11 protein-coding genes are annotated in these 11528 nt (G+C 70.9%); all 11 read right to left on the bottom strand.

The window, feature by feature from the left end:
- Position 1: 1 nt before the first annotated feature.
- Positions 2 to 1156 carry a rod shape-determining protein RodA gene (rodA, locus tag ACK4TT_RS04445; RefSeq protein WP_409634328.1) on the bottom strand — a complete coding sequence of 385 codons (1155 nt, stop codon included), beginning with the start codon at positions 1154 to 1156 and terminating at the stop codon, positions 2 to 4.
- The gene (gene mrdA / locus ACK4TT_RS04440) at positions 1153 to 3168 is read right to left on the bottom strand and encodes a penicillin-binding protein 2 (protein WP_410212512.1); all 2016 of its coding nucleotides are present in this window, start codon (positions 3166 to 3168) and stop codon (positions 1153 to 1155) included. Before mrdA ends, rodA begins: the two co-directional genes overlap by 4 nt.
- 2 nt (positions 3169 to 3170) lie before the next feature.
- Positions 3171 to 3683 carry a hypothetical protein gene (locus tag ACK4TT_RS04435; protein ID WP_409634322.1) on the bottom strand — a complete coding sequence of 171 codons (513 nt, stop codon included), beginning with the start codon at positions 3681 to 3683 and terminating at the stop codon, positions 3171 to 3173.
- Positions 3680 to 4735, bottom strand: a complete 1056-nt coding sequence (gene mreC / locus ACK4TT_RS04430; RefSeq protein WP_409634319.1) for a rod shape-determining protein MreC — start codon at positions 4733 to 4735, stop codon at positions 3680 to 3682. The genes ACK4TT_RS04435 and mreC overlap by 4 nt, the downstream gene beginning before the upstream one ends.
- A 51-nt stretch (positions 4736 to 4786) precedes the next feature.
- Positions 4787 to 5830: a rod shape-determining protein gene (locus ACK4TT_RS04425; RefSeq protein WP_012522835.1), complete on the bottom strand. Its 1044-nt coding sequence runs from the start codon at positions 5828 to 5830 to the stop codon at positions 4787 to 4789.
- Between the two features lie 234 nt (positions 5831 to 6064).
- Complete coding sequence (locus tag ACK4TT_RS04420) at positions 6065 to 6787, bottom strand: ATP-binding cassette domain-containing protein (RefSeq protein WP_409634316.1); 723 nt, start codon at positions 6785 to 6787, stop codon at positions 6065 to 6067.
- On the bottom strand, positions 6780 to 7448 hold the full coding sequence (modB, locus tag ACK4TT_RS04415) for a molybdate ABC transporter permease subunit (RefSeq protein ID WP_410212511.1): 669 nt from the start codon (positions 7446 to 7448) through the stop codon (positions 6780 to 6782). Before modB ends, ACK4TT_RS04420 begins: the two co-directional genes overlap by 8 nt.
- Before the next feature lie 4 nt (positions 7449 to 7452).
- Positions 7453 to 8226, bottom strand: coding sequence for a molybdate ABC transporter substrate-binding protein (gene modA / locus ACK4TT_RS04410; protein WP_409634310.1), 774 nt, complete (start codon positions 8224 to 8226; stop codon positions 7453 to 7455).
- Positions 8227 to 8268: 42 nt separating this feature from the next.
- Entirely contained in the window at positions 8269 to 9150 is an 882-nt protein-coding gene (locus tag ACK4TT_RS04405; RefSeq protein WP_409634307.1) for a DMT family transporter, read from the bottom strand.
- 10 nt (positions 9151 to 9160) lie between these two features.
- Positions 9161 to 10738 (bottom strand): 2-isopropylmalate synthase, encoded by a 1578-nt coding sequence (locus tag ACK4TT_RS04400; protein ID WP_409634304.1) that lies wholly within the window; start codon positions 10736 to 10738, stop codon positions 9161 to 9163.
- A 327-nt stretch (positions 10739 to 11065) separates the two neighbouring features.
- On the bottom strand, positions 11066 to 11503 hold the full coding sequence (locus ACK4TT_RS04395) for a hypothetical protein (RefSeq protein WP_409634301.1): 438 nt from the start codon (positions 11501 to 11503) through the stop codon (positions 11066 to 11068).
- Positions 11504 to 11528 lie beyond the last annotated feature (25 nt).

Genomic DNA, 11528 nt, shown 5'->3' with positions numbered 1-11528 from the left:
CCTAGAGGATCGAGCCCGTCCCCTTGGTGACCTCGGTGTAGCGGTGCACCCGCGCCGACTGCACCAGGCCGAAGCCGATCATCACCGTCAGCATGACCGTGCCGCCGTAGGACAGCAGCGGCATGGGCACGCCCACGACGGGGGCCAGGCCCATGACCATGGCCCCGTTGATCATCACGTAGAGGGTGAAGGTCGCCGTCACCCCGGCGGCCGCCAGCCGGGCGAAATGCGAGTGGGCGACATAGGCCGTGCGCAGGGCCATGAAGATCACCGCGGCGTAGAGGACCAGCACCGAGACGCAGCCCACGAAGCCGAACTCCTCGGCCAGCGTCGCGAAGATGAAGTCGGTCTGCTTCTCGGGCAGGAAGTTGAGCTGGCTCTGGGAGCCCAGGCCGTAGCCCTTGCCCAGGAGCCCCCCCGAGCCCAGGGCGATCATCGACTGGAGGATGTGGTAGCCCGAGCCCGACGGATCGCTTTCGGGATCGAGGAAGGTGAGCACGCGCTGGCGCTGGTAGTCGTGCATCACGAACATGACGAACGGCGGGACCACGGCCAGGAAGGCCGCGACGCCGGCCAGGATGATCCGCCACGACAGCCCGGCCAGGACGACGATGGACGCCCCGGTCAGCAGGATCAGCATGGCGGTGCCGAGGTCGGGCTGGTGCGCCACCAGGAGGACGGGCGCGCCGATCATGGCCGCCGGCACGAGCAGCCACCAGGACAGCCGGGCCCGCTGGGCCGAGGCCCCGTGGTAGTAGCGGGCCAGCGCCAGCACGATCCCCAGCTTCATCACCTCGGACGGCTGGAAGCTGAAGGGGCCGATGGAGAGCCATCGCTGCGCGCCCAGGCGCACGTCGCCCACCGCCTCAACCGCGACCAGCAGCAGCAGCCCGATGCCGTAGATCGGATAGGCCAGGGCGAACCACACCCGGATGTCGATCATCGCCAACGCGATCATCAGCAGCAGGCACATGGCGAAGCGCGCCACGTGCTTGGCGGCCCACGGATCCCAGGACGAGCCGGCGATCGAGAACAGCATCAGGGCGCCGGCCCCGGCGATCAGGCTGAGCACCAGCACGAACAGCCAGTCGATCTCGCTGAGCTTGACGATCAGGCGGTCGCGTTCGCCGGGTCGCGTGAGGGCCGAGACGGTCATGTGGGCGTGCCCCCGGTTGGGGCGGCCGCGGGCGCGGCCGCCGGCGTCGGCGTATCGGGCGGCGTGGCGAAGACCGGCGCATCGGGCACCGCGTCCAGCTCCGGGTCCGGCTGCATCTGCGGCATGGGCAGCGGCTTCTCGATCCGGGCGCGCAGCTCGGGGTCCTTCAGCAGCGCCACGCGCATGATCTCACGGGCCCGGGGCGCGGCGGCGGTCGAGCCGCCCATGCCGTGCTGGACGATGACGGCCAGGGCGTAGCGGGGCGCGTCGGTCGGCGCGAAGGCGACGAACAGGCCGTGGTCGCGCAGCCGCCAGGGGCCGCCCTTCCCGCGCGATCCGCCCTTGTCGTAGTTCCGCACCTGGGCCGTGCCGGTCTTGCCGGCCATGAGGATGTCGCCAAGGCCGAGCTGGCTGGCCGAGAAGGCCGTGCCGCCGGCCTCGGTCACCGCGGCCATGCCCGCGCGCACATAGTCCAGGTGTTCCTGGCTGAACGGCAGGTCTGGCACGTCCGAGCCCCGCGGCCATTCCTTGCCGCCCACGGACTTGATCAGCCGGGGATTGAGCGCCTTGCGGCCGTTGGCCAGGCGGGCGGTCATGACCGCGAGCTGAAGGCAGTTCACCTGCAGGTAGCCCTGGCCGATGCCGTACGAGAGGTTCTCGCCGGGCCACCAGGGCTGCTGGGCCGGATTGTTCTTGAAGTAGCGCTTCTTCCACTCGGGGTCGGGCACCGTCCCCTTCTTCTGGCCGGGGATGCCGATGTCGAAGGTCTGGCCCAGGCCGAAGGCGCGCGCCACCTGGGCGATCCGCGTGGGACCGATCCTGAGCGCCAGCGAGTAGAAGTAGGTGTCGCAGGAGTTCTTGATGGCGTCCCGCATGTTCTGCGAGCCGTGGCCGCCCTTCTTGTGGCAGTGGAAGAACCGTCCGCCGAAGTACATGCCGCCCGGGCAGTTGACCGTGGCCTCGGGATCGATCCCCGCCTGCAGGCCCGCGAGCGCCGTCATGGTCTTGAACGTCGAGCCCGGCGGATAGAGCCCCGAGAGGCACTTGTCCAACAGCGGCTTGCGCTCGTAGTTGGCCAGCGCCCGGTACTCGGCGCCGGTCAGGCCGCGCACGAAGCGGTTCGCGTCGAAGCTGGGCGCCGACATCATGCAGAGGATGTCGCCGGTGCGGCAGTCCATCATGACCGCCCCGCCGCTCTCGCCCCCGAACACCTCCAGCGCCCGGTTCTGGATGTCGACGTCGAGGGTGAGCTGCACCTCCTTGCCGGGGATGGCGCGGATGTCGCCCTCCTCGTCGTGGCGCACCTCGCGGCCGTTGGCGTCCACCTCGACCTTCTTGGCGCCCGGCCGGCCGCGCAGGTCGAGGTCCAGGGCCTTCTCCACCCCCTGCTTGCCGATCCGGAAGCCCGGATGGAGCATGATCGGGTCCGAGTTCGGCCCGGTCGCGGTGAGGTCGTCCTTGTTCACCTTGGCCACATAGCCCACCACGTGGGCGAAGGCGCCGCCGTGCGGATAGACCCGCACCTCGCCCATGTCGGCGGTGACATTCGGCAGCTCGGGCGCGCGGACGTTGATGGCCGAGAACTGCTCCCAGCTCATGTCCTCCATGACCGAGACCGGCGCCCGCTTGGGCGCGTTGCTGATCTCGCGCAGCAGCCGCTTGTGGCGCGCCGCGTCGATCGGCACGAACTCGGCCAGGGCCTTCAGGGTCGCCTCGGTGTCGGTCCCCTTGTCCTTGGCGACCAGCAGCCGGAAGTTCGGGCGGTTGGCGGCCAGGATGGCGCCGTTGCGGTCGACGATCAGCCCGCGCGGCGCCGGCACCAGCTTGAAGTTGAACTGGTTGGAAGTGGCCAGCTTCTCGTAGCGCTGGGTCTCGAAGAGCTGCAGATAGGCTAGGCGCCCGCCCAGGGCCGCGAAGCCCAGGCCCGCGAACCCGCCCAGCAGGATGGCCCGGCGGTGGAACAGGCCCTGCCGCTCGTTGACCTCCTCGAAGAAGATTGCCGGTTCGGCCATGGCTAGCGGAACCTCACGTCGGCGTCCTCGAAGCGTTCGATCAGGCGGTCCGCCACGGGATAGAGCACGACCGTGGCGAGGAACTGCCAGAACACCGAGAGCAGCCCTGGCGTCCCTTTGGCGTCAAGCATGGTGAAGAGGTAGCCCGAGCCCAGGGCCAGGGCGGTGAGCGCGCCGTACCAGGCCCACATCATGCCCCGGCTCTGGCCGGCAAGCATGGAGCGGCCGCCCAGCGCCGCGCCGTAGGCGATCAGCAGACAGACGGCCCACAGGCCGAGCGGGCCGCCCCACAGCAGGTCCAGGAAGAAGCCCATAAAGGCCACGCCGACGGGCGCCAGCATGGAGGGCCGGATCACCGCCCAGGCGAACACCACAGGCATGGCGAACACCGGCTCGGGCAGCGACAGGCCCCACAGCCGGATCGGCAGGGCGAACAGCATGGTCGCGGCCAGGACCTGCAGCATCGGCACGCCTAGCCAGCGCCACGGCTCCAGCGTCCGGGCGCCGCCGCTCATGGGCGGGTTCCGGCGGTAGGCGGCGCCGCGGCGGCCTTGGGCGCGGGCGCAGCAGGGGTGACGGTCCTCGGCGCGGGAGCCTGGGCCGGGGCGGCCTGACCGGCCGTGGCCGAGGCCGCCGGCGCAACCGGTTCGGGCGGCGGCAGGGTGGATGCGCCCGGCGTCGGCGGCGGCACGCTCATCCGGTCCAGCTCGGCGTGGTTGGCGAGCTGGGTGAAGTCCTCGAACAGCAGGATGCGGACGTAGTCCACCGGCGCCTTGTCGGCGGCCAGCGCCACCCGCCAGCGGCCGTCCAGGCCCTTGACCACCACGCCGACCGGCAAGCCGCGGGGGAACACCCCGCCGTCGCCCGAGGTCAGCACCCGGTCACCGTTGCGCACCGGATCCTGGCCGCGCAGATATTCCAGCCTGGGGTTCGGGCCGCCGTCGCCGGTCAGGATGGCCCGGGCGTTGGTCCGGTCGATCAGCACCGGCGTGCGCGAGGCCACGTCGGTCAGCAGCAGCACGCGGCTGACGCCGTCCGTCACCCCGATGACCCGGCCCACCAGGCCGTTCTCGCTCATCACCGGATTGCCCGGCTTCACGCCCTTCTCACGCCCGGCGTTGGCCAGGCGCGAGTTGGCGAACGGACCCCGGCTGTCGGTGACGATGCGCGCGGCGACCATCGGGATCGGCGGATCGGTGCGCAGACCCAGGAGCGCACGGTAGCGCTCGTTGTTGTCGCGCAGCGCGATGGCCACGTCCCGCCACTGCCGCATTTCCTTGAGCTCGGCCTTCAGCCGGCGGTTCTCGGAGACGGCGAAGAAATATCCGCGCACGGCCTCGACGCCGGCGCCGGTCCAGCGGCCGGGGGTGGACAGCACGTTCCCAACCGGCTCCAGGGCCTTGTCGCTCATGGTCCGGGTGCGGCCGTAGGCGTCCGTCTCGAAGGACTCGCGCCGGTCCGACAGCAGGATCGCGCCCGAGGCGATCAGGACGACGAGGAACACGATCCCCGCCGTCCAGGTCAGAGGGACCTTCAGTTCACCGAGCGGATTGTCCCTCAAGGACATTGGAAACCTACGCCCCCAGCGGCGTCCGCCGCCTGCAACTGGCGGTATATATTACGCCAGGGTGGACTCCAGCACGCCCTTCATCCACTTCGGATGCTCGAGCACTTTGCCGCAGCCCAGGGCCACGCACGACAGCGGATCGTCGGCCACGGTGACCGGCAGGCCGGTGTGGTCGCGGATCTCGGCGTCCAGGCCGCGCAGCAGGGCCCCGCCGCCGGTCAGCATGATGCCCTTGTCGGCGATGTCCGAGGCGAGTTCCGGCGGCGTGGCCTCCAGGGCCATCTTCACCGCGTCGACGATCTGTCCGACCGGCTCGGACAGGGCGTCCGACGCCTGCTTCTCGCTGATGCGCACCTCGCGCGGCACGCCCTGCATCAGGTCGCGGCCCTTGACCTCGATGGACAGGCCCTCGCCGTCGGCCGGAGCCCGGGCGGTGCCGATCTCCTTCTTGATGCGTTCGGCGGTCGTCTCGCCGATCAGCAGGTTATGGTTGCGGCGCATATAGCTGATGATCGCCTCGTCCATCTTGTCGCCGCCGACGCGGACCGAGCGCGAATAGACGATGCCCGAGAGCGACAGCACGGCCACCTCGGTGGTGCCGCCGCCGATGTCGACCACCATCGAGCCGGTGGGCTCGTGGATCGGCAGGCCGGCCCCGATCGCCGCGGCCATGGGCTCGTCGATCAGGCCCACGCGGCGGCCGCCGGCGTTCAGGCACGAGTCGTTGATGGCCCGGCGTTCCACGGCTGTGGCGCCGGACGGCACGCACACGATCACCTTCGGGTTCACGAAGCCCTTGCGGTTGTGAACCTTGCGGATGAAGTACTTGATCATCTCCTCGGCGACTTCGAAGTCGGCGATGACCCCGTCGCGCATCGGACGGATGGCTTCCATGTGGCCGGGCGTCCGGCCCAGCATCTGCTTGGCCTCGATGCCGACGGCATGGACGACCTTGCGTCCGCCCACGTTGCGCAGGGCGACCACGGAGGGCTCGTTGAGCACGATGCCCTTGCCCTTCATGTAGATCAGGGTGTTGGCGGTGCCGAGATCGATGGCGATGTCGTTGGAGATCGCGCCGAAGAGGGATGAGATCATGCAGGGCCCTGGTCGATGGGGGCTGAAGACGCGGGTGGGCCAGAGGTCCGAGGCGGCCCGACTGACGCCATAGACTGCGTCGAGTCGCTACGTTCTGTCCGGCGGGGTTTGAACGTCCTCTGCCCTGCCACATATGGGTTTTCAAGGCTTAAAGAGCGGTGTGCGCCTTCGCGCCGCGCGCGAATTATTTCGAGGGGCCTCGCCTTGCCGGCGCCACGGTTCCGGCGCAGCCGCTCAAGGAGCGTCTTCGTCTCCCAGAAGGAGCGTCCGCGCCCGCGGCCGCGCGAGGACTTCGCCGGGCGCGCCGGAGGCCACCACCGCGCCGCGGTCGAGCACGCAGATGCGGTCCGACAGCCTGGCCACCTCGTCGATGTCGTGGCTGACGAGGAGCATGGGGACCCGAAGGCCCTGGCGCAGGGCGGCGATCTCGGCGTGCAGGCGGGTCCGGGTGCGGCGGTCCACGGCCGAGAACGGTTCGTCCAGCAGCAGCACCCTCGGATCGCGCGCCAGGGCCCGGGCGATGGCCACCCGCTGGCGCTGGCCGCCCGACAACGCCTGGGGCCGGCGGTCCTCCAGCCCCTCCAGATGGACCCGACGCAGCAGCTCGACGGCGCGCGCGCGGCGTTCGGCGCGCGGAACATGGCCGAGCGCGACCGCCACGTTGCCGGCCGCCGACAGATGCGGGAACAGCGCGTGTTCCTGGAAGACCAGCCCCACGGCCCGTCGGTGCGGCGGCAGGTTGATCCCGGCGCCGCTGTCGAACCAGGGAACGCCATCGACCCGCACCTCGCCCGCCCCGGGCGTGTAGAGCCCGGCCACCGCCCTGAGCAGCGTGGTCTTGCCGGCCCCGGACGGTCCCACGACGCCCAGCACCTCGCCCGGCGCACAGGACAGCGCAACATCCAGCGGGATCGGCCCGGCCTGGCTCAGCCGGACGTGGAGGCCAGGCTCAGCCACGGCGCGTCCCCACCCTGGCGGACAGTCCGTGCACCACCGCGATGGCGGCCACCGAGAACCCCAGCAGGGCCGCGCTCATCAGGCCCGCCGCCTGGAAGTCGAGGGCCTGCACCCGGTCATAGATCGACAGCGACAGCGTGCGCGTCTCGCCGGGGATCGAGCCGCCGACCATCAGCACCACGCCGAACTCGCCCAGGGTGTGGGCGAAGGTGAGCGCCAGCGCCGAGGCCACGCCCGGCCAGGCCAGCGGCAGCTCGACCGCCCAGAACGTCCGCCAGGGCGAGAGTCCGCTGACCCAGGCGGCCTGGCGCACGTCGGGCGGCAGGGCCTCGAAGGCCCGCTGCATGGGCTGGACCGCGAACGGCAGGTTGAAGATCAGGGAGGCGGCGAGCAGGCCCTCGAAGCTGAAGGCCAGCGGTCCGCCCGTCAGCCGCATCCAGGCCTCGCCCAGAGGCGAGCCGCCGCCGAAGACGCTCAGCAGGTAGAAGCCCAGCACCGTCGGCGGCAGGACGAGCGGTGCGGCGACGAGGGCCTCGACCCAGCCCCGCCCCGGAAAGCGGCGGAACGCCAGCGCGCGCGCCAGCACGAGCCCCAGGGGCAGGAGCAGCGCGCCCGTCCAGGCGGCCAGCTTCAGCGAGACGGCGAAGGCGGGCCAGTCCATCAGGTCAGCGCGCCGGCAGGGTGAAACCGTTGCGGGCGAAGGCGGCCCTGGCCTCCGGCTCCTGCAGGAAGGCGTGGAAGGCGCGGGCGGTGGGCGAGGCGCCTCTGAGCACCACCGCCCGCTGGCGCAGCGGCGGATGCCAGTCGGCCGGCAGCAGCACGAAGGTCCCGGCGGCCTTCGCCGGCGGCGCCAACGCCAGCGACAGGGGGATGATCCCACCCTGGGCTGCGCCAGAGGCGGCGAACTGCGTCGCCTGGGAGACGTTCTCGCCCAGCACGAGCCGGGGCCGGATCGCGGTCCACAGGCCAGCCCGTTCGAGGGCGGCCTGGGCGGCGCGGCCGTAGGGTGCGTGGGCCGGGTTGGCGATGGCGAACCGCTGCACCCGTCCGGCCTTGAGCGCGGCGGCGAGGCCCTTGAGGTCCGCGTCGGCGCGGATCGGCGAACCTTTGGGAGCGAAGATTCCGATGCGGCCCACGCCGTAGAGGACGCCCGGCCCTTCCGTTCGCCCGGCGGCGGCGAGCCGCGCCACATGGGATTCGTCGGCCGACAGGAAGACCTCGTAGGGCGCGCCGCTCAGGATCTGCTGGGTCAGGGCGCCCGAGGCCCCGAAGGTCAGGCGGACGGACCGGCCCGTCTTCTTCTCGAAGGCGGCGGCGATCCCGGGCAGGGTGAATTGGAGGTCCGCCGCCGCGGCCACCAGCGGCCGGTCCGCAGCCCTCGCGCCGCCCGGCGCCAGGACGGCGAGCAGCAGGGACAGGGCGGCGAGCCAGGACTTCATGGGCCTAGCAGTAGCCGGGCCAGCGCCCGATGAGAACCGCGCTCACCCCAGCGCCGTCAGCGCCACGCCGACCGTGGTCAGCGCTCCGCCCATCCATTGACGCAGGCGCATGCGCTCCTTGAAAAGCCGGCGCCCCACGGCGGCGGCGATGGGCGCCTCGATCAGGCCGACGGCGCGCACCGGTCCGGCCGGCGAGAGCGCCAGGGCGCCGAACCAGCAGGCCGAGGCCGCCGAGCCGAAGAAGCCTGCGCCCAGGGACTGGCGCCAGGAGAGCGCCACCGCGCGCAGCGCCTGGGGCCGGGTGGCGGCGAGCAGCAGGGTGAGCGTCATCGACTGCATGAGCTGGGCGACGACCACGGCGGCGGTCGCCGAATAGACCGGGTGGCCCGCGTCGAGCGCCATGCCCGCCTGCCGGTAGCCGTTGAAGGCCACGGCGAAGAGCGCGCCGGCGGCCAGGCCCAGGAGCCCGCCCCGGAAGGCGTCCCGCGTCTGGTCCCGGGCCGGCCACGACAGCACCGCGAGGCCGGCGGTCGCCAGGGCCACCCCGCTCCAGCCGCGCGGCCCCAGGTCGTCGCCCAGCACGAGCCAGCCCATCAGCGAGGCGAACGGCAACGCCGACTGCTGGAGGACCGTGGCCACCGCAAAGCCCGAGCGGCGCATGGCCATCAGCAGGACGCCGGTGGCCGCCACCTGGGCGATGGCGCCCGCCACCGCCCCCAGCCAGAACCGCGGCGACGGGTCCGGGGCGGCGTCGCGGGTCATGGCGGCCACGGCGGCGAAGATGGCGATGGAGAACGGCAGGCCGAACAGGAAGCGCACGAGGGTCGCGCCCCACGGGCCGGCGTCGTCCGTCAGCCCGCGCTGGAACGCGTTGCGCGCCACCTGCAGCGGCGCGGCGACCGCTGTCAGGAGAATCCAGAGCATGTGAGTGGGCTCAGAACCCGCTCGCGACCCGCGCGTCCGGCGCGCTCTTCTCCTTGCGCGCGATGAGGTTGTTCAGCGCGTTGACGTAGGCCTTGGCCGAGGCGGTCAGGGTGTCGGTGTCGGCCGCCTGGCCGGTGGCGATCCGGCCGTCCTCTTCCAGGCGCACCGAGACCTGGGCCTGGGCGTCGGTGCCTTCCGTCACAGCGTGCACCTGGAACAGGCGCAGGATGGCGTCGTGCGGCACCACGGCGTGGATGGCGTTGAACACCGCGTCCACGGGACCGTCGCCCTGCGCGTTGGCCGACTTCTCCTCGCCGTCGATGGTGACGGTCAGGAAGGCCTCCTGCGGCCCCTCGGTGCCGGCGATCACCCGCAGGTGCTTCACCTGGACCTTGTCGGCGGAGCTGGCCAGGGCGTCGTCCACCAGGGCCACGATGTCGTCATCGAAGACGTGCTTCTTCTTGTCGGCCAGGTCCTTGAAGCGCTGGAAGGCCTCGTTCAGGGCGTTCTGGCCCAGCTCGTAGCCCAGGTCCTTCAGCTTCTCGCGGAAGGCGTGGCGGCCCGAGTGCTTGCCCATGACCAGGTTGGACTCCACCTGGCCCACGTCCTCGGGCTTCATGATCTCGTAGGTTTCGGCGTTCTTCAGCATCCCGTCCTGGTGGATGCCGCTCTCGTGGGCGAAGGCGTTCTTGCCCACGATGGCCTTGTTGAACTGGACCGGGAAGCCGGTGATGGCCGAGACGTAGCGGCTGGCCCGCGTGATGTGCTGGGTCTCGACGGCGGTGTGGAACGGCAGCTTGTCGCCGCGCACCTTCAGGGCCATCACGATCTCTTCCAGCGCCGCGTTGCCGGCCCGCTCGCCGATGCCGTTGACGGCGCATTCGATCTGGCGCGCGCCGCCCTGGACCCCGGCGATGGAGTTGGCGACAGCCAGCCCCAGGTCGTTGTGGCAGTGGGTCGAGAAGACAACCTTGTCGGCGCCCGGCACGTTTTCGATCACGTCGCGGAACATGTCGGCGTACTCGGAGGGGTACGAATAGCCCACCGTGTCGGGCAGGTTGATGGTGCCGGCGCCGGCCTTGATCGCGGCCTCGATGGCGCGCAGCAGGAAGTCGCGTTCGGTGCGGGTGGCGTCCTCGGCCGACCATTCCACGTCGCCGCACAGGTTGCGGGCCAGGGTCACCGATTTGGTGATCATCTCCAGCACCGCTTCCGGCTCCATCTGCAGCTTCCACTTCATGTGGACGGGGCTGGTGGAGATGAAGGTGTGGATGCGGCCGCGCTTGGCCCGGCGGACGGCCTCCGCGCAACGCTCGATGTCGGCGGCGCCGGCCCGGGCCAGGCCGCAGACGACGCTCTCGGTGACGATCTCGGAGATCTGGCGGACGGCCTCGAAGTCGCCGTTCGAGGCGATCGGGAAGCCCGCCTCGATCACGTCGACCTTCATGTCTTCGAGGATCTTGGCCAGCTCCAGCTTCTCGTCCAGCGACATGGACGCGCCGGGCGACTGCTCGCCGTCGCGCATGGTGGTGTCGAAGATGATGACGCGGTCGCGGTCGGCGACGGTCGAGGGTGCGGCTTGGGTCATGTCAGGCGGCTCTTCGCGAGGGTTCGGTTCGTTCGGGCGGGGGATCGAAGCCCCTGAGCGCCCGGCCGCGAAGATGCGCGTGCCTAGAGAGGCGCCCAGGGGCGGCTAAGCCCCAGCGACAGAAGAAGCAGGCTGTTCGCTTGCGTGCGCATGACGGTGCATCTACCGAAACGGGCGCCCGGAAGCAAGCGCGAAGCAAGCATCTTGCGTGTTGGCGCGGCCATTTGGTTACAAGCGCAACTTTTTTCCACGACCACACTCATGCCGGGGAAAGCTTGACCCCGAAGGCCGCCAAAACGGGCGAAGAGCTTTCGGCCTGACCGCCCTCTAAGCCAGTTCCTCGGCCAGCGCCCGCTGGGCGGCGGGACGCGCCCGGACCCGCTCGCGGTGGTCGAGCACGCGGGGCAGGACGTTCACGTCGGCCCCGTCTCCCTCCAGCCAGCAGGAGATGGTGAACAGATAGCCGTCGCAGACGCTGAAGTCCTCGCCCAGCACCCACGGCCCCCTCAGCATCTCGTCCTCGATGAGCCTGAACGCCTCCGTCATGGTCTGCGGGACCTTGCGGCGCATGTCCTCGAACGAACTCTCGTCGTCGGCCCAGCGGTAGCCGCGATACTTGTGGGCGTGGGCCACGTGGACGGTGGACGCCAGATAGGCGTTGAACGCCTGGGCCTGGGCGAAGGCCCACGGATCCGACGGCAGCAGGCGGGCGTCCGGGAAACTCTGGGCGATGTAGGCCAGGATGGCGACGGTCTCGGTCAGCACGCGGCGATCCGTGGCGAGCGCCGGC

Origin of the sequence: Phenylobacterium sp. (genome assembly GCF_046463815.1) — a bacterium.
Classification (GTDB): Bacteria; Pseudomonadota; Alphaproteobacteria; order Caulobacterales; family Caulobacteraceae; genus Phenylobacterium.
This window is presented reverse-complemented; position numbering and strand designations above follow the sequence as displayed.

Excerpts from the sequence above, each read along its gene's own strand:
- mreC (WP_409634319.1), bottom strand. The coding sequence starts at position 4,735 with ATGTCCTTGAGGGACAATCCGCTCGGTGAACTGAAGGTCCCTCTGACC.
- rodA (WP_409634328.1), bottom strand. The coding sequence starts at position 1,156 with ATGACCGTCTCGGCCCTCACGCGACCCGGCGAACGCGACCGCCTGATC.
- mrdA (WP_410212512.1), bottom strand. The coding sequence starts at position 3,168 with ATGGCCGAACCGGCAATCTTCTTCGAGGAGGTCAACGAGCGGCAGGGC.
- ACK4TT_RS04435 (WP_409634322.1), bottom strand. The coding sequence starts at position 3,683 with ATGAGCGGCGGCGCCCGGACGCTGGAGCCGTGGCGCTGGCTAGGCGTG.
- ACK4TT_RS04425 (WP_012522835.1), bottom strand. The coding sequence starts at position 5,830 with ATGATCTCATCCCTCTTCGGCGCGATCTCCAACGACATCGCCATCGAT.
- ACK4TT_RS04400 (WP_409634304.1), bottom strand. The coding sequence starts at position 10,738 with ATGACCCAAGCCGCACCCTCGACCGTCGCCGACCGCGACCGCGTCATC.
- modB (WP_410212511.1), bottom strand. The coding sequence starts at position 7,448 with ATGGACTGGCCCGCCTTCGCCGTCTCGCTGAAGCTGGCCGCCTGGACG.
- modA (WP_409634310.1), bottom strand. The coding sequence starts at position 8,226 with ATGAAGTCCTGGCTCGCCGCCCTGTCCCTGCTGCTCGCCGTCCTGGCG.
- ACK4TT_RS04405 (WP_409634307.1), bottom strand. The coding sequence starts at position 9,150 with ATGCTCTGGATTCTCCTGACAGCGGTCGCCGCGCCGCTGCAGGTGGCG.